Source organism: Enterococcus pingfangensis (assembly GCF_005405205.1).
GTDB classification, from domain to species: Bacteria; Bacillota; Bacilli; order Lactobacillales; family Enterococcaceae; genus Enterococcus_A; species Enterococcus_A pingfangensis.
This window is the reverse complement of the sequence record NZ_BJDP01000001.1, coordinates 135,099-156,422: the sequence shown is the minus strand read 5'-3', so window position 1 is coordinate 156,422 and position 21,324 is coordinate 135,099. Positions and strand designations below refer to the sequence as shown.

Annotated in this window: 19 protein-coding genes and 1 pseudogene; 6 read left to right on the top strand and 14 right to left on the bottom strand. The window is 39.4% G+C overall.

All coding sequences use genetic code 11. The features are described 5' to 3' along the window. Positions 1–68 precede the first annotated feature (68 nt). The 4 genes and pseudogenes from FFM63_RS09835 to FFM63_RS00690 all read right to left on the bottom strand — a co-directional run. Positions 69–437: pseudogene (locus tag FFM63_RS09835) on the bottom strand (VanZ family protein); the annotation flags it as partial. 118 nt (positions 438–555) lie between these two features. Next, complete coding sequence (locus FFM63_RS00700) at positions 556–1,923, bottom strand: sensor histidine kinase (RefSeq protein WP_212741161.1); 1,368 nt, start codon at positions 1,921–1,923, stop codon at positions 556–558. Further along, the gene (locus FFM63_RS00695) at positions 1,920–2,582 is read right to left on the bottom strand and encodes a response regulator transcription factor (RefSeq protein WP_137608425.1); all 663 of its coding nucleotides are present in this window, start codon (positions 2,580–2,582) and stop codon (positions 1,920–1,922) included. The genes FFM63_RS00700 and FFM63_RS00695 overlap by 4 nt, the downstream gene beginning before the upstream one ends. Positions 2,583–2,789: 207 nt before the next feature. Then, a complete protein-coding gene (locus FFM63_RS00690; protein ID WP_137608424.1) occupies positions 2,790–3,692 on the bottom strand; it encodes a YitT family protein in 903 nt (300 codons plus the stop codon). 148 nt (positions 3,693–3,840) lie between these two features. Here FFM63_RS00690 and FFM63_RS00685 point away from each other — a divergent pair, with 148 nt between their 5' ends. After that, positions 3,841–4,332, top strand: coding sequence for a YajQ family cyclic di-GMP-binding protein (locus FFM63_RS00685; RefSeq protein ID WP_137608423.1), 492 nt, complete (start codon positions 3,841–3,843; stop codon positions 4,330–4,332). Positions 4,333–4,475: 143 nt separating this feature from the next. On the opposite strand, the gene FFM63_RS00680 is transcribed toward FFM63_RS00685, so the two are convergent. Both FFM63_RS00680 and FFM63_RS00675 read right to left on the bottom strand, forming a co-directional pair. After that, on the bottom strand, positions 4,476–6,818 hold the full coding sequence (locus FFM63_RS00680; protein WP_137608422.1) for a helicase C-terminal domain-containing protein: 2,343 nt from the start codon (positions 6,816–6,818) through the stop codon (positions 4,476–4,478). 88 nt (positions 6,819–6,906) lie between these two features. Then, entirely contained in the window at positions 6,907–7,278 is a 372-nt protein-coding gene (locus FFM63_RS00675) for a phage holin family protein (RefSeq protein ID WP_137608421.1), read from the bottom strand. Positions 7,279–7,545: 267 nt separating this feature from the next. Here FFM63_RS00675 and FFM63_RS00670 point away from each other — a divergent pair, with 267 nt between their 5' ends. The 4 genes from FFM63_RS00670 to FFM63_RS00655 all read left to right on the top strand — a co-directional run bounded on the left by FFM63_RS00670 (position 7,546) and on the right by FFM63_RS00655 (position 12,065). Then, complete coding sequence (locus FFM63_RS00670; RefSeq protein WP_137608420.1) at positions 7,546–8,172, top strand: MBL fold metallo-hydrolase; 627 nt, start codon at positions 7,546–7,548, stop codon at positions 8,170–8,172. A gap of 23 nt (positions 8,173–8,195) precedes the next feature. After that, on the top strand, positions 8,196–8,900 hold the full coding sequence (locus FFM63_RS00665; RefSeq protein WP_137608419.1) for a histidine phosphatase family protein: 705 nt from the start codon (positions 8,196–8,198) through the stop codon (positions 8,898–8,900). Between the two features lie 181 nt (positions 8,901–9,081). Continuing rightward, positions 9,082–9,915 carry an undecaprenyl-diphosphate phosphatase gene (locus FFM63_RS00660; RefSeq protein WP_137608418.1) on the top strand — a complete coding sequence of 278 codons (834 nt, stop codon included), beginning with the start codon at positions 9,082–9,084 and terminating at the stop codon, positions 9,913–9,915. Positions 9,916–10,181: 266 nt separating this feature from the next. Further along, positions 10,182–12,065, top strand: a complete 1,884-nt coding sequence (locus FFM63_RS00655; protein WP_137608417.1) for a heavy metal translocating P-type ATPase — start codon at positions 10,182–10,184, stop codon at positions 12,063–12,065. 56 nt (positions 12,066–12,121) lie between these two features. Here the strand turns inward: FFM63_RS00655 and FFM63_RS00650 are convergent, their stop codons facing one another. Next, positions 12,122–12,745 carry a DUF47 domain-containing protein gene (locus tag FFM63_RS00650; RefSeq protein WP_137608416.1) on the bottom strand — a complete coding sequence of 208 codons (624 nt, stop codon included), beginning with the start codon at positions 12,743–12,745 and terminating at the stop codon, positions 12,122–12,124. A gap of 17 nt (positions 12,746–12,762) precedes the next feature. Continuing rightward, entirely contained in the window at positions 12,763–13,776 is a 1,014-nt protein-coding gene (locus tag FFM63_RS00645) for an inorganic phosphate transporter (RefSeq protein WP_137608415.1), read from the bottom strand. Positions 13,777–13,992: 216 nt separating this feature from the next. Between FFM63_RS00645 and rpsT the strand changes: the two genes are divergently transcribed. Further along, complete coding sequence (gene rpsT / locus FFM63_RS00640; RefSeq protein ID WP_137608414.1) at positions 13,993–14,247, top strand: 30S ribosomal protein S20; 255 nt, start codon at positions 13,993–13,995, stop codon at positions 14,245–14,247. 66 nt (positions 14,248–14,313) lie between these two features. Here rpsT and gltA read toward each other — a convergent pair whose 3' ends face one another. From gltA to FFM63_RS00610, 6 genes are all read right to left on the bottom strand, one after another. Then, positions 14,314–15,723 carry an NADPH-dependent glutamate synthase gene (gltA, locus tag FFM63_RS00635; protein ID WP_137608413.1) on the bottom strand — a complete coding sequence of 470 codons (1,410 nt, stop codon included), beginning with the start codon at positions 15,721–15,723 and terminating at the stop codon, positions 14,314–14,316. Next, positions 15,716–16,552, bottom strand: a complete 837-nt coding sequence (locus tag FFM63_RS00630; protein WP_137608412.1) for a sulfide/dihydroorotate dehydrogenase-like FAD/NAD-binding protein — start codon at positions 16,550–16,552, stop codon at positions 15,716–15,718. Before FFM63_RS00630 ends, gltA begins: the two co-directional genes overlap by 8 nt. Positions 16,553–16,581: 29 nt before the next feature. Further along, entirely contained in the window at positions 16,582–17,031 is a 450-nt protein-coding gene (locus FFM63_RS00625) for a flavodoxin (protein ID WP_137608411.1), read from the bottom strand. A 419-nt stretch (positions 17,032–17,450) separates the two neighbouring features. Next, positions 17,451–18,479, bottom strand: coding sequence for a DNA polymerase III subunit delta (holA, locus tag FFM63_RS00620; RefSeq protein ID WP_137608410.1), 1,029 nt, complete (start codon positions 18,477–18,479; stop codon positions 17,451–17,453). Positions 18,480–18,600: 121 nt separating this feature from the next. Continuing rightward, complete coding sequence (locus FFM63_RS00615) at positions 18,601–20,625, bottom strand: DNA internalization-related competence protein ComEC/Rec2 (protein ID WP_246033263.1); 2,025 nt, start codon at positions 20,623–20,625, stop codon at positions 18,601–18,603. A 194-nt stretch (positions 20,626–20,819) separates the two neighbouring features. Next, positions 20,820–21,311 carry a ComE operon protein 2 gene (locus FFM63_RS00610; protein WP_137608408.1) on the bottom strand — a complete coding sequence of 164 codons (492 nt, stop codon included), beginning with the start codon at positions 21,309–21,311 and terminating at the stop codon, positions 20,820–20,822. Positions 21,312–21,324 lie beyond the last annotated feature (13 nt).

Here is a 21,324-nt window from a genome sequence, read left to right as displayed (position 1 = left end):
ACTAAAATTAGACCGCCGAATACAAGTTGCTGCTTTTTTCCCTTAAAAAGGTTTGAAAAAAGCAAATATACCCCAAGGCCAAGAATGCTTCCTGCACTCGCTGTTATCAAATCATTCGTATCAGCACTTCCTTTAGCCAAAATATATTGAATGATCTCAATACCGAGGCTTATCCAAATCGTCTTTGTTAAAACTTTCAATAATCGAGGGGGCTTAGCAAATAGAGCCGCGAGCAGATAGCCTAATGAAATAAATAGAAAAATGTTCTTTAACCCTTCCAGCCATTCGTTCCCCCAGATTAGATTTACAATGGGAATCAAGTTGATACTTCGTCCGCCTAAATTTTCTGTTTGACTGATCACCGAGCCGATGATTATCGACGTCCAGATGATCAATAGTCCAAACAAAACTACTTGATAATAATTTATTTTTTTCATGATAGCCCTCCGTAAGGTAATGGTTTTCTTTTACCTTTGCAGTATGTCAAATCAATCTGTAAATAAACTGGATAGTATCTGTAGTTTTTCTGTAGAAGCAAAAAAAGAACAACAGCGATCAGCTGTTGTTCTTAATAATCCCTTCTTTGGGGAGATCTATGGAGAAACGGACGCCTTCTGAAGTATTTTCTAAAGAAAAAGAAAGCTTCAGCTCATCCAGCATTTTTTGTACGATCGTCAGCCCTAATCCGCTGCGATTATTTTTGTCAGTCCGCGCTTTATCGACTTTGTAAAATGGATCAAAAATTTTCGTAAGTGTTTCAGGCGCGATATAAGACTCTGTGTTTAAGATATTCAGGCGATAATGATCTGCTGCTTCTTCAGTCCAGATACGGATCAATGCATCTTCCGGTGAATTTTGCAGAGCGTTCACAATAATATTTGAGAGAACTTTCTTTAAGATGTTTGGATCGGTAGCAATGATATTATCGTCGGGAATCGCTAACTCTATTTTTTGCTTGGCCGTGTGAATCTGTGATTGGTAAGCAGCGAGCGTTGCTTTGACCACTTCCAGGAGATTGATCTTTTCTGAAGTGAAAATCACTTTTCCTTCATTCAATTTGACGATTTCTAAAATTTCAGAGACCAGCTCACTTTGTTTATCCATCCAATTCAAACATTCCCGTAAATACTTCGGATGGTCTTTGTAATCTCCGATATTCGCCAGCATCCCTTCCAGCAAAATACTGGCAGCGGCAATCGGCGTTTTTAGTTCATGGGAAGCCGCAGAGAAAAAATAGCGCTGTGTCGCTTCTATTTCTTGCTCACGAAGGATTTCGTCTTGCTGGTGCGCGATCGTTTCCTTTAGTTTACTGTACATAGAATGGACGTCGCGTGATAAATCGCCTAATTCATCTTTTCGGTCTGAAAAACGTGGTTGAACTTCTTGGAGATTGGACATCTTTTTTGTATCTTTCGCCAAACTTTTGATTGGATCAGCAATTTGTTTGGTGAAAATGTATCCGATCACTAGACACAGACTAACTATAAATAAAAAGATCACGAGGGCGCGAATGATCATCTCCTTATAAAATTTTGTTAGTGTTGGTCTAGTCAGAGCTATGATTGAATTTCCAGATCTCTCATCTTTATCAACGACGAAGAAAAAATCTTTTTGAGTACTCAATGACAGTTCTTCAGCCTTTGGAGTTGAAAACAGCGTATCCCCATTTTTGTCAGTGATCATAAATTCAAATGATCGATTTTTCTGATAAAATTCCTGTGCCGTTTGTGAAACTGCCTCAACCTTGCTGCGTTTTATTTCACTCACTAATGGCTGATAGGATTCATAGATAGATTGCCGTTCGACAGATTTATAGAGTGTTGAAAATTGATTGAAGAACAAGCCTGCGGTGACTAAAACTAAAAACAACATCGCGACGACAGTGTAACTAAAGATTTTAAAGAAGATTCCGTTCTTTCTCATAACGGCTCCTCCAAGTAGTAGCCGACCCCACGGACTGTTTTGATCATATTTTCTGGTAGTTTTCTCCGTAAATTCTTGATGTGTGTATGGATTGTACTTTCATCGCCATTAAAATCATACCCCCAGATACGAGATAAAATGAGTTCATGGGAAAGTGTTTGCCCTTTATTTTGAACTAATAACAGTAAGATCTCGAACTCTTTTAAGGTCAATTTTAATTCTTTTTCAGCATAGACTGCTTTGAAACTTTCTGGCATAAGTGTTAGTTCTCCGATGCGGATCACTTTTTCTAAAGTACCAGAACGTCTTAGCAAAGCCTCTACCCGTTTTAACAATACTTGGATTCTAAAAGGCTTGGTCACATAGTCATCGGCTTTTTCATCAAACGCTTTGATCTCATTTTCATCGCCGGAAAGTGCGGTCATCATTAAAATCGGCGTATTATTTAATTTGCGGAATTCCCGTAATAATTGGTAGCCATCCATACCCGGTAATAAAATATCTAAAATAACCAGCTGATATGTCTGTTCATAAAATTTTTCATAAGCTGCATTTCCATCGGAACAAGCGTCTACCACATACCCCGCTTCCGTTAAAAATGCTTTGACCGTGTTGCGGATCGTTTCATCATCTTCTACAAGTAGAATTCGTATAACCATGTCATCTATCCCTCCAAAAGAATCTTATGATAAAAATCTGTAGTTTGTCTGTATTGGGCGTGGTTTTCAGCGCAAAGTTTGTCTTTCGCCATTTGTGTTATTCTACTTCAATTCAAAAATCATGACTACCACTCTACTAAAAAAACTGTCCACAGTTATCGTGTGTGAACAGCCCTTTTATTATCCAATTATCGTTTTGTCTATTCCTCAACCATTATCTATTTGTGATTTTTTTAAACGATTTTGTTCGTCTTGAGTTAAGAAACTCCCCACCACTGAATCAGTTGCTACAATATTCGTAAATGAATTCGGATCTATGTCAGCAACGATTTGTTTTAATGTATACAATTCATAGCGCGTAAAGACGATCATGATGACTTCGCGTTCACTGGAACTGAAGCCGCCGCGAGCAGGGACTACTGTCAATCCTCGAAGTAATTCATTGCTTAAGGCTGCACACATTTCTGCACTTTTACTAGTACTGATAAACGCAGTCATTTTCTGGTGGCTCGTATGGACATAATCCACTACTGTACTCATCGTGAAAATCGTAATGATCGTATATAACGCACTTTCCCAAGCAAAGAAGAAACCAGCTACAACTACGATCACGCCATTTAGCAGCATCATATAATTTCCGACAGTTCGACCGGTTGTTTTAGACAGCAGCAATGAAACAATATCTAGTCCACCAGTAGTAAAACCAAATTTTAATGAAAAACCCGCGCCGATCCCCAGCAAGACTCCACCAGTAATCGCGTTCATCAGTACATTGTCGGTCACTTGACCAACCGGTACTAATGTTGTGAAAAATGACATTGAGATTACATTGGCAAAACTCAAAATCATCGCTGATTTCCCTAATTTAATGAAACCTAAGATAAATACTGGAACATTCAGAAGGAAAATCAAAATCCCGGTATCAATCGATAAACCAGTTGCTGATAATAAATGTTCCGCAATTTGGGCGATCCCTGTCATCCCTGCTGAAAATACATTTGCTGGGATCAAAAAATAATTCAATCCAACTGCCCCGGTCAAGCCAGTAAATAAAATGACAAAGATTTTTTTTGCTAAATCTTTGGATGTATAATTGATAACCTTCCGCATCTGATAATCCTCCTTTAATTCAAACCTACAATAGAGTAACAGGTTCTTTCCTGATTAATCAATCGTTTTCAACAACTTATTGGAGAATAATCATAACTTTCTTAGTATTTTTTGATAAACTAGAAGAAAAGACCTGAGGAGGATGTTTATGCCTAAAGATGCAAGTTTTGATATCGTTTCAGAATTGAATAAGGAAGAAGTCAAAAATGGGGTTCAAATCGCCTTGAAAGAATTAAAAAATCGTTTTGATTTTAAAGGAAGTATTTTTGAAATCAAAGTGGAGGCAAATCAGTTGGTGATCAAGGCTGAGGATGAATACAAACTAGAACAAGTCAAAGACGTCTTGTTCAGCAAGTTGATCAAACGCGGGGTTCCATTAAAGAATATCCAATTCTCTACTTCTGAACACGCTTTAGGCGGTAATGCCCGGCAATCAGCTGAGCTTGTCAACGGTATCGATAAAGAGAGCGCAAAAAAAATTACGACCGCGATCAAAAATAGCAAACTGAAGGTCAAAGCTCAAATTCAAGACGATCAATTACGAATAACTGGAAAAAATCGGGACGATCTGCAAAAAGTTATCTCACTAGTAAAAGAGATTGATTTACCCATTGATGTTCAATTCAATAACTATCGTTAAAGCCGACAATTTTATCGGCTTTTTTTGTCGAGCGGCCCTGCGGCTAAGTGCTTGACTAAGGAAGATTTGTTTTTATTTTGTTTGCGATATTTTTAGTCCGTTTACTGCTACTAAAAAAAAGAACTCGATTAAACGAGTCCCAGTTAATTCTGTTCGTCCCAAAAATTATTTGCTGCTTTTTCAACTTCTGCTGAATTATAGACGATTTTGCGATCCGACCAACTGCTGGGTAACAGCTTTTGATAATGCTGATTTGTATAACGTTGATCTAATAATAAGAGGATCCCTCGATCCGTCATCGTTCGAATCACCCGCCCCGCTGCCTGGATAATCTTATTCATTCCTGGCAGCTGATACGCATAACTAAACCCTTGATTCTTTTTCTCGTCATAATATTCTTTGATCAGTTCTTGCTCATGATTGACTTGCGGCAACCCGACTCCGACGACTACCGTACCAATCAAGCGTTCACCAACTAAATCAATACCTTCAGAAAAGATTCCGCCTAACACACAAAAACCGATCAATGTTTTGGTAGGCTGATCATTAAAAGCTGCTAAAAATTCTTCTCTTTCCTCTTCGCTCAGCTTCGTTCCTTGAATTTGGATCGCGTACTCTGGATAAACTTCATGGAAATAATCTGCTACTTGATCTAAATACTGAAAAGAAGGGAAAAAGACGAAGTAATTGCCTGTTTTAGTTTTTACTAATGCCTCGATTGATGCTGCGATTTTCGGGATACTTTGAGTTCTCTGTTGATAAGTCGTCTGGATGCTGGCATCGACCATGACTAAACGATTCTCAATCGGAAATGGATTTGGTAAGCGATAGCTGAGGCTGTCATCCCCTCCGCCTAAAACTTCTTGGTAATAATCTAACGGTGAAAAACTGGCAGAAAATAAAATGCTGCTGCCGACTTTCTCCATCGTCTGTTCTAAAAACCAAGATGGATCGATACAATACTCTTTGACAATCAGATCATAGCGCTTTTGTTCCACAGTTGTTCGGTAATGGTCATCATAGTATTCGCTCATCCGCGTAAAACGCAAAATTTCAAAATAAACAGGCAGCATTTTTTCCTGCAAAGAATGATCCGGATGTTCTGCCAACCATTCTTTGATCTGCTCTTGTAATTTAAAAAGACTATTAATCAAGCTTTCCGGTGCCGCTTGCTGCTGGTGACAGGCTTCCCCATCTAAAGCTTGTACGATCAATTCGAATTCATTATCGACTTTATTAAAAGCTTTTTTTAATTTTTTAAAAGATTTATCTAAGTCTTTTTGGATTTTTGCGATCGTTTCGCGGGAAATACTGGCTGAATACATCTCTTTCGAACGATTGACCAAATTATGTGCTTCGTCTACTAAAACTAAGTTGGTTTTATTCTCCTCATCGAAGAAACGCCGCAAATAGACTGTTGGATCAAATAAATAGTTGTAGTCGCCTATTAACACATCACAGAAACGGCTAATATCTAAAGAAAGTTCAAATGGACAAAGTTCATGTTTGCGCGCGTAGTGTTCAATGACTGGCCGCGTGTAATGATCTTCATTATTCAACATGTCCCATAATCCATCGTTGATGCGGTCGTAATACCCTTTAGCAAATGGACAATGTTCCGGCGTACAATTTCGTTCTGACATAAAACAGATTTTGTCTTTTGCGGTGATCGTAACACTTTTGACCCGAACGCCCTTTTTTTCGAGTTTCGTGACTGTTTCTTCAGCAACTTGCCGAGTAATCGTTTTTGCGGTCAAATAAAAGATCCGCTCTCCCAATTCTTCCCCCATCGCTTTAAACGCTGGAAAAAGTGTCGACATCGTTTTTCCCGTTCCAGTCGGCGCTTCAACAAATAGTTTTTGCTGAGCGTGAATCGTTTTATAAACGGCTGCAGCTAATTCTCTTTGGCCTGCACGATAGGTTTCAAAAGGAAAAGCTAATGACTTTAGCGACTGATTCCGCGTTTTGCGCCATCGGATTTGAAAAACTAGCCAACTTTCATAGCGCTTGATCAAGTCATTGAAAAAATCAGTCAATTCAGCAAAAGTAAATACCCGAATTTGTCGCGTAATTTTTTCTTCCGTTGTTTGAAAATACGTCAGCCGGGTGCTAATCTCCGTTAATTCTTCTTGTTCACTATAAATATAGGCATAAACCATCGCTTGATAAAAATACAAGTTGATCGTTCCTGCTTCCAGTTCCTCAAAAGGCGTCTCAGAGGTTTTGATCTCATCAACAAAGACCTGATCCCCTTCACGATAGATTCCGTCTGCGCGTCCTTCGATTTGAACAGCAGTTTCGGCGATTTCAAGCGGTTTTTTTAGCCAAACTTCTTTTTGATAGTCAGGACCTGCTTCTTTTTGTAATTTCCGATGGATTCGTGCGCCTTCTTGCGGGGTATGGTTGCTGTTTTTCCCCTCATCGAGGCTCCCGCTTCGCAAGATGAACTCGACCAATTCACGAATCGCCAATTTTTTTACTGCCATCTTGTCTCCTCACTCTTTGTTTCAACTAGCTTTTTTTGAAATCATTTTGCTGTTTCACCATAGAAGAATTTTTCTTGCTCGTCAAGTTTTATTTGTCTTTGTCTTTTTCGAATAGTCGTTGGAGAAAGGTTTGGAAAATCTCCGTTTTGATTCCCATTTTTTCATAGTTTTCAAAGATCGAGTGCAGCTCCATCAAAAGAAATGAGAGATAGAAAGCGTAGAGTAAGACACTCCCTGCTTGGAACGGGATCAAACTTGAGACTGGTAAAAAGAACATTAATAATAAAATACTAGCGATTTTTCGTAAAATACCGTTGATTCCGATTTTTGATGAGATCTGTTTCGTTAATTTGGCAGCGATCAATCCTGTTAACAAATCCAATAACATTGCGACTGAAATCAACATTAGTACAAAAAGCAGTCGTGGTTCCTCTTCAATCATTTTTATCCAATCCATCATTTTAACTCCTCCTATTATCCGGCTTCGTTTTTTGATCCTCCTTTTTAATAAAAGGAGCGATTTCGATCGCCTTTATATCTATTAACGAAAGTTTCGAATGAAATGCGTACCTGAAATACCAAAATCATTCACAGAAGCCACAAATTTTTTGCTTTTAAGGTATAATAAAGAAGGAATTTAAGATGTTGATTTCTTGCTGATTTTTATTGTGTCGGCAACTATGAATCGCTTCAAAGAAATTTATTTGTTAATTCAGGGAGGAAAATAATGATTCAAATCGAAGGCTTTGTTACTGGGATCGCACAAGAAAATTGCTATTTGATTCATAATGAACAAAATTTATTGATTGTCGATCCAGGTTCGGAAGGCGATCGATTAAGCCAAGAAATTGATCGCATCGGTAAAACACCCTGCGCGATTCTCTTGACTCATACTCATTTTGACCATATTGGTGCAGTTGAACAATTGCGAAATAAATACAACGTTCCCGTCTATGTTAGTCCATTGGAACAAAAATGGTTGGGAGATCCTATTTTGAATCTCTCTGGTTTAGGCCGTCACGATAATATGCCCGATCTAATCGTTCAACCAGCAGAATTTGAATTTGAAATGAAAGACTATACAATTGGCGGCATGACATTCCAAGTTGTCCCAACGCCAGGTCATTCGATTGGCAGTCTCAGCTTCATTTTTGATGACTTTGTCGTCGTTGGCGACGCATTATTCAAAGGCAGTATCGGCCGGACAGATCTTCACACCGGTGATATGCAGCAATTGCTATACAGCATCAAAAATTATCTTTTCACCTTGCCTCGCGAACTGCCGGCTTATCCCGGTCATGGCGATGCAACAACGATCGGTCATGAGATCGATACAAACCCATTCTTTAATTAATCAACTTTTTGGAGGTTTTAAATATGGCAGAAACTAATCTTTATATCGTTCGACATGGTAAAACAATGTTCAATACACTGGCTCGGGTCCAAGGTTGGTGTGACACGCCGCTGACAAAAACGGGGCGTGAAGGTATCCAATATGTAGGGCTTGGTTTACAAGATACAACCTTTGAGGAAGCCTATTCAAGCGACTCTGGCAGAGCGATTGAAACGATGCGGATTCTTTTAAGCGAGCATCCTGAAGGCAAAGACATCCCTTACCACGTGGATCCGCGCATTCGTGAATGGTGCTTTGGTTCTTTAGAAGGGGCTTACGATGCAGAGATGTGGGGTGTTTTACCGCGAGTATTGAATTTTAAAACAGAAGATGATTTGTTTGCGACCGATGTGACTTTTGAAGAAATCGCAAATGCCGTTGAAGGTGCAGATACAGCAAATTGGGCAGAGCCTTACACTCAATTAAGAGATCGTGTTTGGAATGGATTTGAAGATATTGCACAAAATCGCGAAAAACATGGCGGTGGAAATGTTCTGATCGTTTCTCACGGATTAACAATCGCTTTCTTGCTTAGTCTGATCGATTCAAATCAACCTGTTCGAGCAAACTTATTGAACGGCAGTATCAATCGGTTAAAATACGAAAATGGCGAATTTTCAATTCGTGCGATCAATGATATCAGTTATATGGAACGCGGAAAAACAATTTCTGACCATACTGGTGCCTAGAAACTTAGAGACCATGACAGAAGTTGGCAGCTTCAAGAAATAAAAATACCGTTTATTTAGAAAGAGGTATGACAATAGTCACACCTCTTTTTCTTATAAAAAGCTTAGCCTTTTTTCGATGGTCTTTTCAAAGGCGAAACGGTATACTATTTATTGTTATTAAGTTGAAAGGACGTACATTATGCTTATTGCCAATATTTTTAAAGCGATTATTTTGGGGATCGTTGAGGGTATTACCGAATGGTTGCCAATTTCTTCCACTGGCCATTTGATCTTAGCAGATGAATTCATCAAATTAAACATGAGTTCGGCTTTTATTGAAATGTTTAACGTAGTGATCCAGTTAGGCGCTATTTTAGCGGTCGTGGTACTGTACTTCACCAAACTAAACCCCTTCGCCCCTAGTAAGACCCACGAAGAGAAACAAGATACATGGACATTATGGTTCAAAGTAATTATCGCCTGTTTGCCCGCCGCGGTGATCGGGTTACCGTTAGATGATTTTTTAGAAGCACATTTTCATAAATTTTTACCAGTAGCAATTATGTTGATCGTCTACGGGATCGCGTTTATCATTGTTGAACGCAAAAATAAAACAAAGACACCAAAATGTACAAGTTTAAATGACTTCACCTATAAAGCGGCACTGATCGTAGGAGCTTTCCAATTACTTTCATTGATTCCCGGAACTTCCCGTTCAGGTGCTACGATTCTTGGTGCGATCATTATCGGTTGCTCCCGTTATGTTGCGACAGAATTTTCCTTTTTCCTAGGAATTCCTGTTATGTTTGGTGCCAGCGGATTAAAAATCATCAAGTTTTTACTAAAAGGCAATTCCTTTGGTGCTTCCGAACTTATTATTCTGTTGATCGGTATGGCGACTGCCTTTGTCGTTTCAATTGTCGCGATCAAATTCTTATTAAACTATATCAAACGAAATGATTTCACCGTTTTCGGTTGGTATCGAATTATTTTAGGCATCATTCTGATCGGCTATTGGCTGATCGCTATGTAAGATCTGCATTTTTGCGGGTCTTTTTTTATTGTGTTAAACAGATGATAATTATTATAAATTATAACTACCATCAATGATCCTCTTAATTGCGCCTAATTTGGATCAACCACGAATGATAGTCATTCTCAGTGCTAATTGATAATTACTTTCGTTCTCAACTAGTATGTTTTATTATCATTTACTCTGATTCCCATGATACTATAAGATTGAAAGAGTAAATGGATTTAGTTAACCGTTGATTTCAAAGTTAGAAAGGAGATCGCATTATGAGTGCAAAAGAAAGGAACGCCTTTTTCTCTACCCTGTTTTGTCTATTATTTTTGATCGTCGGTAAAGTTCTGATGACGCTCACTCAACCTATCTATCCCCTCTTTTTCATTCTGGCGATTCTCAGCGGCGGTTGGAAACAAACCTTTGAAGGTGTTAGCGAACTGCTGAATGAGCGAACTTTGAATGTAGATTTATTGATGGCTTTAGCCGCGATTGGCGCCTGCCTGATTGGGAATTGGTTTGAAGGGGCAATGTTGACTTTTATTTTTTGTTTAAGCGGAACGTTGGAAGAATATGCGACCAATAAAAGTACAAAAGAAATCACTGCTCTGATGAATGTCACGCCGAATGAAGCTTTAAAAATTTGCGGTAGTGAGCATCTCGCTACTCCTGTAGAAGAATTAAACGTGGGAGACTTGGTCTTTGTCCCTAAAGGTCAAGCAATCCCGATTGACGGTCGCATGCTGAATGCTTCTTTGATTGATGAATCAGCCATCTCCGGTGAATCCGTTCCTGTCGAAAAAAAGATTGACGACGAGGCATTTAGCGGAACGATCAATTTAGGACGTGCTTTTACATTAAAAGTAACCAAAACTAGCGATAATACTTTGTTTGCCCAAATTTTACGCCTAGTTGAACACGCGCAAAAGGAACAAAGTGCAACCGCTACATTTATTGAAAAAATTGAGAATATTTATGTCAAGGTCGTTTTATGCGCTGTTCCTTTGATGATCGTGCTGACCCATTTTTTATTAGGCTGGAGTTTTACTGAAAGCTTTTATCGGGGAATGGTACTATTAGTGGTCGCCTCTCCTTGTGCTTTGGTCGCTTCAGCAACACCTGCGACTTTAGCCGCTATTTCTAATGGTGCGAAAAAAGGGCTCCTATTTAAATCTGGGAAAACATTAGAAAAGCTGGCTGATCTGCGTATCATCTCCTTTGATAAGACTGGGACTTTGACTCAAGGCGACCCACACGTAACTGATTACAAAAGTTTTTCTGATGATCCTGTGATTCCGCGCCTATTCTTGTCAATGGAAAAACACTCGACTCATCCGCTTGCAGTAGCGATTGCGACTTTTTTTAGTGATGAAGATAGTTTACAGCTTCAAGTGGAAGAAAAAGCCGGCTTTGGACTAGAAACAAATTATCTCAATCAAACGTGGCGTTTAGGAAAACCTGCTGAGAAGCAAACGCATCCATTGATTAACCAATGGCATCAAGAAGGAAAAACGGTGGTTGTTCTTAGTCAAAACAATCAAATAGCCGCATTGATCGCCTTGATGGATCTGCCTAAGCCGCATACAAAAGAAGTCATCGACTACTTCCAAGAACAAGGTGTCCAAACAATCATGCTCACAGGTGATAACTTTGGCGCCGCCAATTATGTAGCTCAACAAGTCGGGTTAAACGATTTTCACAGTGGCTGTCTTCCCGCTGATAAAACAAAGCTCGTCAAAGAACAGCAACAAGACGCAACCATCAATGCGATGGTCGGTGATGGCATCAATGATGCGCCCGCTTTAGCAACTGCTAGTATCGGGATTGCAATGGGTGAAGGAACAGATGTCGCAATGGAAGTTGCCGACATGGTTTTAATGAAAAATGATTTGACTAAATTAACTTATAGCCATCGTTTAGCAAAAAAAATGAAACGAGTCGTCCGGCAAAATATTGTATTCTCACTTAGTGTGATCATCTTATTGATTGCAAGTAATTTTCTTCAATTCTTGACCCTTCCCCTTGGCGTAGTTGGCCACGAAGGCAGCACTATCCTAGTTATTCTAAACGGCTTGCGGCTGTTGCTTCCATTAAAGGAACTTGACCGCTTTAATAAATCAAGCTGCGCGCCTTGTCCGTTATACAAAGCAACGCTTTAAAAACAGCATGTGACAAGAAAAAAACCAGACTGCAATTATTGCAGTCTGGTTTTGCTTTATGAATTTTTGATTACTAATCCTTCAATGACGTCCGCCGCAGCCTCACAAGCATCGGTGATTTTCTCAAGATGATTGTAAATATCCCGCCATTTGATGACTTCGATTGGATCTTTCTCATTAGCAAATAAGTCCTGTACTAATGCACTATATAATCTATCAGCTTCTGATTCTGTATTATTTACTTGTTCGATATATTGTTTCAACACTTTTGAATGCTTGAATTTCGCAAATTCTTTCGTTGCTTGTACTACATCAGAAGTTGCCTTAACTACTAATTGTAGAAATTTATCCGTATTTGGTCGAACTGTGTAAACCAATAAATTTTCAAATAGATATGTTGTTGCATTTAATTCATCCAACATATCATCCAAACAATTTGTGATCATCACGATATCTTCACGATCGATTGGCGTGATAAAGGCATCATAAAGTTCCGTCATGATTTCTTTAGAAATACGATCACCGTATCCTTCCAAACGATGGATTTTTTCTGATTTATCGATAAACTTCTCCGTTGAATAATCCAAGATCAAATCTAATAATAGTGTCGCTGATTCGGAAGAATATTGTGCCATTTGTTCTAACTTACCAAAATAATCAAATTGTTTTTTTCTAGCCATTATTTACGATCCCCTTTTTAAAAAATTGCGACAAATACTTTTGCCATGATGAATGCGATAGCTCCGCAGCCAGGAAAAGTCAGCACCCACGCGCTGATCATTTCTTTTACGATACTCCAATCAACACTGGAAGGTCGTTTAGCAGCTCCGGCACCCATGATCGCGGTTGTTTTCGTATGTGTAGTCGATACTGGAACACCAAAAATAGAGGCCAAGAACAGACAGATTGCTGCACTTAAATCAGCCGCAAATCCTTGATAACGCTCTAGTCTGACCATATCCATTCCGACTGATTTAATGATCTTCATTCCGCCGACAGACGTTCCAAAGCCCATCGTTAATGAACATAAAACCATTACCCATAAAGGAATAACAAAACCATTGCCTGTTTTTTCAGCTAAATCATTATAAAAAAGTCCGAGCATAAAAACACCCATAAATTTCTGTCCATCTTGCGCACCATGTAAAAACGCATTCATTCCGGCGCTTACTGCTTGGCCGATCGTAAATACGTGATTAGCGACTCGTCTGGAGACTCCTTGGAAAATCAACACGATCAGCTTCGTAACTAACCAGCCGCCGCCAAATCCCATGATAGTTGAAACTACTAAACCTACCAGAACTTTTGTCCATTCTGCACCGCTAACCGCTTCCAATCCGCCCATCGCCATTGCTGAACCGGTTAGGCCAGCGATCAGTGCATGGGATTCACTTGTAGGGATACCAAAGAACCATGCTGCGACTGCCCAGACGACGATTGAAAATAAAGACGCTGCCAATGCGACTTGTGCGGCGTTTCCTGCCCCTTCAAAAGTAACAATATTACTGATCGTCTCAGCAACTTGTGAATTAAAATAAGTCATAACCAATGCGCCTAAAAAATTCATAGCAACCGCCATCCAAATAGCGACATTCGGTTTTAATACCCGTGTCGAAACTGCTGTAGCGATCGCGTTGGGCGCATCCGTCCAACCATTGACGAAAACCACTCCCATAACCAATGTTATTGTAACAACTAAAGCAATACTCATACTGCACCACCCATTTTTTTATTTCCCCAGTAATGATAGCATAATCATTACCTTTCGTCTTTAAAATTCTTAATTTGTCTTTTTTTTCTATTTATTTTCTGTTAAGGAAAAAAACTTGTCACGATTTTATTGCATTGAAAAGCGGCTTTATGTATAATGAGTAATGTTGAATTGTACGGCTATAACCGTATAAGACTGAATTCGGAGGTGAAATCCATGCCAAACATTGAATCTGCAATCAAACGTGCACGCACTAGTGAAATTGCTAACGCTAAAAACTCATCACAATTGAGTGCAATGCGTACTACTGTTAAGAAATTTGAAGAAGCTGCTGCTGCTGGCGCTGAAAATATGAACGACCTTTATAACGAAGCTGCTAAAGCAATCGATATGGCTGAATCAAAAGGTTTGATTCACAAAAACAAAGCAAATCGCGACAAAGCACGTCTTGCTAAAAAATTAGCTAAATAATAAAAACCGATCAGATGATCGGTTTTTTTATTTGGTTCTTTTACTTGATTAATTGTGTCTGGTTCTTTAAACCAATTGTTCTTGCTTGGTCTGCTGAATGTAGCGATCCATTTCAGTTGCCGCGATTTTTCCAGCACCCATCGCTAAGATGACGGTCGCTGCCCCGGTTACAATGTCTCCTCCAGCAAAAACGCCTGGGATCGAGGTCGCACAAGTTTCTTCGTCCGCATCGATATAACCCCATTTATTTAGTGCTAATTCTGGGAACGTATCCAATAAAACTTTATTGGCGCCTTGTCCAATCGCCTCAATTACTGTATCTGCTTCGATGATAAATTCACTATTAGGAATTACGATCGGACGACGACGACCCGACTCATCTGGTTCGCCTAATTCCATTCGAACACATTTAACTGCTGTTAATCGCCCAGCTCCATCATCGATGTATTCAATCGGATTGCTCAGCCAATGGTATTCAATGCCTTCTTCTACTGAATGATGATATTCTTCCTGACGAGCAGGTAATTCTTCTAATGAACGACGGTAAACAATCGATACCTTCTCAACGCCTAAACGTTTTGCCGAGCGTGCCGCATCCATTGCAACGTTTCCTCCGCCGATAACAACCACATTCTTTGATTTTTGAACAGGCGTATCATACGCTGGAAATTGATAGCCATGCATCAAATTCACTCGTGTCAAATATTCGCTAGATGAATACACTCCGTTCAATGCGGTCCCCTTGATTCCTTGAAATTTCGGAGCACCAGCACCAACCGAGAGATAACAAGCATCAAAATCGGTCATTATCTCATCCATAGTAATTGTTTTACCAACGACTACATTTGTTTCAATTTTTACACCTTGAGCAACGATTCGTTCAATTTCTTGCTTCACAACACGTTTTGGTAAGCGAAATTCAGGAATTCCATAAGTCAATACACCGCCAGGAGCATGCAATGCCTCGTAAACAGTCACATCATAGCCTAATTTCACTAAATCACCGGCTACAGTCAATCCTGAAGGTCCTGAACCAATAACTGCTACACGGCCTTTTTCACCAGAAGCTTCAGCGTATTCTATTGGTTGTTCCAACGCCCAATCAGCCACCAACCGTTCTAATTTTCCAATCGCCACCGGTTCAAATTTTTTCGAACGCCCTAACCGACAGACCATTTCACACTGCTTTTCTTGTGGGCAAACTCGTCCGCAAATCGCAGGTAAATTTGTATACCGACTCAAGATTTTATACGCCAGCGGCATATCATTTTCTTCGACTGCTTTAATAAAGCCTGGAATGTCGATCATTACTGGACAATTTGTAATACAAGGAGCATTTTTACATTGTAAACAACGGCTAGCTTCCAGCTGACCTTCTGTTAATGTGTAACCTAAAGCTACTTCATCAAAATTTCGACTGCGGATCTCCGGTGCTTGTTCACGCATCGGTGTTTTAGTATAGCTGCGTTTAGCCATTTGTACTCACCTGCTTTTTATATCTTTCGTCAGCCAATAGTTCTTCTGACCGATATTGCTGCATCCGATTGACAAATTCATTCCAATTAACTTCTTCTCCTAAAAACTCGGGCCCGTCAACACAAGCAAATTTAATCGAATCTGCAATCGTCACTCGGCAGCCGCCGCACATCCCGGTTCCATCGATCATAATTGGATTTAATGAAACATAGATTGGTACTGAATATTTTTGCGCGGTCAGTGTACAAAACTTCATCATAACACTTGGTCCGATCGCCCATGCCATTGCAATTTTCTCGCGTTTAAAGACCGCCTCCATTGCTTGAGTGACCAAACCTTGTTCTCCGACTGAGCCGTCATCTGTCATCAAAATCAGCTCATCAGAATACTTGGCACACTCTTCTTGAAGAATTAATAAATGCTGATTTTTTGCTCCAAGAATGGTGATCACATGATTTCCAGCTGCTTTCAACCCTTTGATGATTGGAAACAACGCTGCGATTCCTACACCACCGCCGACTAAGAGAACGGTTCCATAATTTTTGATGTCTGTCGCTTTGCCCAATGGACCAACAACATCTTTCAAGTATTCTCCAGCCTTCACAGTGGCAAGCTGAGCGGTCGATTTACCGATTACTTGAAAGATCAAACGGACCCAACCCGCTTTTTGGTCTGTATCTACGATCGTCAGCGGAATCCGTTCACCGCGTTCATCGATCCGCAAGATCACAAACTGCCCTGGCTGCGCTTTATTGGCGATTCGCGGGGCATCAACTAAAATCTCATACTCAGTCGGCGCCAGCTCCCTGCGTTCTAATACTTTAAACAAACCCTCACTCCGTTCTGTTCTCGCATGCCTTACTTCACCGCTTCAACCAAAGCCTTCACAAAAGCTTCCAAGACTTCTTCGTCCTCATCATCAGCTTCATTTTCAATTTTTACGGTTTCTGCTGCTTTCTTTGCACCAGTTTTTTCAAAAGCTTCCTCAAACGCAACCGCTGCATGACAGAAATAATCTGGGTACAGTTCGCTGTCTCCGCTTCCAACTACGCCATAAATTTTCCCTGAAAGATCTTCATCCGGCAAGTCTTCATGCAAATCTTCCAAATCAAACGGCAGCTCGCCATCTCCATCCGTATAAGTAGCTAGAACACAAATATCCGCATCTCTATAAAAATCTGCTTCCGCATCATCTGCTTCGACGCGTTCTACATCGATCCCGATTTCATCGAAAGCATCCTCCAAAATTTCAGAGATTCCTTCCGTATTTCCTGTGTTTGTCGCATAAACGATCTTTGCTAATGTCATTTTATTCATCCTTCCTACAATAAATTTGTTTATTTATGATGCATATATAAAGTCAGACATGCTGACTATTATCAGTTGAAAAATGAGCAACTTTACTGCTTTAATTATAAAAATCGAAATCAGAACTCCTGTTTCCTTTTGAACCTTTTTAACAAAATAATCTTAGTTATTGGCTTTAAGTAGTTATTAACTTTGTTTTATCATACCTTAAAAATGTGAATTATTAAACATTACCTAGATATTTTTATACTGAATTTTTGAAAAATAATTTCTGCTGTCTATTTTTGGCTAGTTTTCAGCCTAAAAATATCGTCATAAATCTTACTATTTGAAAGACAAAAAGAACCAACAGGATAAAATAATCTATCCGTTGATTCCTTTTTATTATTTGATAACAGTTATTTGAAGACTTGTTCTGACTATTTCTTTATTTTCTCTGTAGTCTTTAAAATAAACAATTGGAAGTTCAACTCTTTATCCGCTTGACCTGTTTTTACTTCATAGTCATTTTCAACTAGTTCATCATACATCGATACTAATAAATTTAGCGGAAATTTCGAAACTTGCTGCAACGCCAGTTTCACCCGATACGGGTGCACACCCAACGTTTCGGCGATATTGGCTTGTTGGTAGCCGATTTTTTGCAAAATTTTAGTTTGCAGCAGCAAACGAATCTGACCGATCAAAATAGCCGTCAACTTAATCGTTTCTTCCCCTTGCAAATGCAATTCTTCATACGTTTGATATGCTTTTGCCGCATCGCCTTTTAAAATCTGTTCCGTCAATTCAAAAATATTATGTTCCAATGTTTTCGGAACCAAATCTTGGACCAATTGAAGCGTAATGGTCCCGCCTGGTCCAGCAAGTAATAATAATTTTTCGATCTCATTCATGGCTTTCGATAGGTCGTAATCGGTTAAACGTAAAAATAGATCGAATGCTTCTTTTGAGATCTTTGCCTTTTCATTACTGATATAACGCTGTAAGAAATTTCGTAAATCGCGTTCTTGCAATGGCGCGGCGTCAATGACTTCAGTTTTCTTCAACGCCTTTGTAATTTTTTTACGCGCATCAAGTTTTGGATAATTCGCCCAAAAAACAATGATCGATGTCGCTAAAGGGTGTTTCAAATAATCTGCTAACCCTTCGGTATCTTGCTCTGGAACATTATTTTTCTTTTCACTAGTCAAAAAATATGGATTTTCAACAAAAATCAACCGATAGTCACCAAAAAATGGCAATGTTTCGGCTTCATCGATCACAGCGCCTAAGCCGTTCTCCTCCAAGTCAAACGACATGAAGTTCAATTCTTCCAAATTATCTTTTTTCATTCGGTCAAAAAAAGCTTGGCGAATCGTTTGGATCAAATAATCTTCCGTCCCGGTAACAAGATAGGCCGGCTTTAATGGGGCATTTTTAATTTGCTGAAGAGCTTCTTGTGTATTCATGCGGTTACTCCTAGTTCAATAATAAAACTTATTTTTTATCAATTATTCCATGTGAACAAGTCTAGTTTTAAGATAAAAGGACCAATTGGGTCTGCTATCCTGACTATTCATGCTACCACGATTAATCGATAAAATCTATTAGGACTTTGGTTTTCCCACGTTTTGTTATCGCTGACCATTCGTAATAGATCATCCCTTGCTGATCCGTTCGGAAAATTTTGACTCGATACTTTTTTAATTTTGCTAATGTCTCTTTAGTAGGGTGACCATAGCGATTATTTTCCCCCGCTGAAATGATCCCGTATTTTGGTTGAAGTTTTTTTACTAACGCTTCACTGGTTGACGTATTGCTGCCGTGGTGACCGATTTTTAGGAAATCTATTTTTAATTGTGGGTAATTTTTCAATAGGTTTTCTTCACCGGATACCTCTAAATCACCGGTCAGCAAAAAACGCTGCTGATTTAGCCTAAAATAAGCAACGACCGAATCATTGTTTTCCCCACTACTTTGCTCAGGTGAAAGTATCCTCATCTTCAATCGTTTGCCGATCGTGTCGCCTCTTTTCACTAACTGAATGTTAGTTCCTTTCAGCGGCAGCAACTCTTTTTTCAACTCCATCTGAGAACCTTCTGCCAAGTAGAGCGTTTTGACTTTCACCTTCTTCAGTACATGCAGCAATTCTCCCATATGATCTGCATCATTATGAGTAATCAATAAATGATCGATCCGACTGATGCCTAATGATTTTAATAAGGGCAAAAGCTGATAATCAGAAAGTTGTTTTGACTGCCGGACTTGCCATTTCTTTTGTTTGAATGTCAAACGTCCACCCGTATCGATCAAAAAGGTTTCTTGTTTGAACGGTAATTTGACGAGGATACTGTCACCTTGTCCAACATCAATAAACGCAACGATCCCATTAGCTGAAAAAGAGGTCACCGCTATTAATAGAATGGCACTGCCTAACAGCCAATAGCAGTTTTTCCGATATTTCAATCGATCGAGACTTAAAAGAACCAATGTGATAAGAGTTAGCAAGACTATAAAAGTCGGACGGCCAATTACTAGATTCGAAAACGCCAGTTGCCCTAACCCATTTTCTATTAATTGAAAGAAGTTATTTAGAAAACTGCTTAAAAACTGCGGAATCGGTAAAAAGCACCCTAAAAAGAGCAATAAACAGCCTGGCAAAATGAGCCACTCAAAAAGCGGAAATAACAATAGTGTGAAAAATCCGCCTAGAATCGGCCACTCACTAAAGCTGAAAAGCAGAAGCGGCAATGATAAAAGCGAAAATAAACCCATTTGTTGCCATTTTTTGAACCGCAAGTCACTGATATACAGCAACAATAAAGCAAAGTATAAACTTAGTTGCGCACCAACTGACCAAAAGATCAATGGGAAACCAATGATCATTAAAAACAGCATCAAACTCCATTGGTCAAGCTTAGCAAGTGCTATTTCATAAGTTACACAAATAAAAGCGATAAGAAAACTCACAACTGCTCGAATCGTACTGAAGCTTGCACCAGTTAGACAGATCAGTAAAATTCCCAGCACACTTAATAAAATGAGTCGGACTTTTCTAGTCAATCCTAGTCTCTTCAGCAATAAGTGCAGACCACCTAAATAAAATTGAATATGCAAACCAGACAAAGTGAAAAGGTGCAGTAATCCCGTCGTTTTATAGACAGCAGTATATTCAGAAAATTGAGCGTCCTTGTAACCAATCACGATCGCTTTGACATAGCTGGATAATCGTTTGCTATAGCGCCGGTCGATTTTCCAGATCAATTGTTGCCGAAGATCCGCTAAACTGGCTTTCTTTTGTCTAAATGGCTTCAATGACGCGACTTGTATCTTCTGACTAAAGCCTAGACTTTGATAGTATTTCTTTTCATCAAAACCATTTAAATTCCTAGCATTTGTAAAATTCACGACCTCCCCGCTGATCACTGCCGCATTCGGCAATTTTTTTCTTTGCCAAACTTGTTTTTCTGCTAGTGATTTCAATGAGTAGTAGATCAAATACTTCTTACGCTTGATTTTACCTGTCAGTTTTAAAAAATTGCCGTCAACAGTTACCGAATCTGTTTGGATTGCTACGGTTTGATTGGTGATCTTTCCTTCTTCTGTCAATTGCATGCAAGAATAGGTTCGAGGTACTAAAAAAAGACTGCACAAAAAGACCAGTAGCAACAGCTTATGGTTTTTCATGCAGACAATTCGAATCATCAGAGCACTTAATATTAAAAAATTCCACAGATTAGGCTGGTAGATCAAGCTAGCCAATAAAATAGCAGCTAAGATCGGCAAAATCAAATAATTACGGATAGTGTCTATCCTTTTGGCAATGCGGCAGCATCTTCTCCTAATTGAAGTTTCGTAAAATATTTATTTTCCAAATGGACTTGATGCGCACTGGCACCCACTTGATTGATTAATTCAATCGCATAAGGATCATTGCGGTAATCCTTCAAATAGTGAATTTTTTTGATTCCCGCTTGCAACAAAGCTTTTGTGCAAGCCAGACAAGGAAAATGCGTCACATAAACTTCCGCTTGATCAGTGGCAATGCCAAGCTTTGCACATTGTAGCAAAGCGTTCATTTCAGCGTGAATCGTCCGTAGACAATGTCCATCCACTACGTAGCAGCCATCATCTATACAGTGGACATCGCCGCTGACCGAGCCGTTATAGCCTCCTGCGATGATTCTTTTATCACGTACGATCGTCGCTCCTACTTCTAAACGTGCGCAAGTGCTGCGTAATGATAATAACACTGATTGCGCCATAAAATATTGATCCCAAGGTATTCTCTGCATCGTCAAATTTTTCGCCCTC

Coding starts and splice junctions, on each gene's coding strand:
- FFM63_RS00700 (WP_212741161.1), bottom strand. CDS start 1,923: ATGAGAAAGAACGGAATCTTCTTTAAAATCTTTAGTTACACTGTCGTC.
- rpsT (WP_137608414.1), top strand. CDS start 13,993: ATGCCAAACATTGAATCTGCAATCAAACGTGCACGCACTAGTGAAATT.
- gltA (WP_137608413.1), bottom strand. CDS start 15,723: ATGGCTAAACGCAGCTATACTAAAACACCGATGCGTGAACAAGCACCG.
- FFM63_RS00650 (WP_137608416.1), bottom strand. CDS start 12,745: ATGGCTAGAAAAAAACAATTTGATTATTTTGGTAAGTTAGAACAAATG.
- FFM63_RS00680 (WP_137608422.1), bottom strand. CDS start 6,818: ATGGCAGTAAAAAAATTGGCGATTCGTGAATTGGTCGAGTTCATCTTG.
- holA (WP_137608410.1), bottom strand. CDS start 18,479: ATGAATACACAAGAAGCTCTTCAGCAAATTAAAAATGCCCCATTAAAG.
- FFM63_RS00670 (WP_137608420.1), top strand. CDS start 7,546: ATGATTCAAATCGAAGGCTTTGTTACTGGGATCGCACAAGAAAATTGC.
- FFM63_RS00675 (WP_137608421.1), bottom strand. CDS start 7,278: ATGATGGATTGGATAAAAATGATTGAAGAGGAACCACGACTGCTTTTT.
- FFM63_RS00690 (WP_137608424.1), bottom strand. CDS start 3,692: ATGCGGAAGGTTATCAATTATACATCCAAAGATTTAGCAAAAAAAATC.
- FFM63_RS00645 (WP_137608415.1), bottom strand. CDS start 13,776: ATGAGTATTGCTTTAGTTGTTACAATAACATTGGTTATGGGAGTGGTT.
- FFM63_RS00625 (WP_137608411.1), bottom strand. CDS start 17,031: ATGACATTAGCAAAGATCGTTTATGCGACAAACACAGGAAATACGGAA.
- FFM63_RS00660 (WP_137608418.1), top strand. CDS start 9,082: ATGCTTATTGCCAATATTTTTAAAGCGATTATTTTGGGGATCGTTGAG.
- FFM63_RS00685 (WP_137608423.1), top strand. CDS start 3,841: ATGCCTAAAGATGCAAGTTTTGATATCGTTTCAGAATTGAATAAGGAA.
- FFM63_RS00615 (WP_246033263.1), bottom strand. CDS start 20,625: ATGCAATTGACAGAAGAAGGAAAGATCACCAATCAAACCGTAGCAATC.
- FFM63_RS00665 (WP_137608419.1), top strand. CDS start 8,196: ATGGCAGAAACTAATCTTTATATCGTTCGACATGGTAAAACAATGTTC.
- FFM63_RS00695 (WP_137608425.1), bottom strand. CDS start 2,582: ATGGTTATACGAATTCTACTTGTAGAAGATGATGAAACGATCCGCAAC.
- FFM63_RS00655 (WP_137608417.1), top strand. CDS start 10,182: ATGAGTGCAAAAGAAAGGAACGCCTTTTTCTCTACCCTGTTTTGTCTA.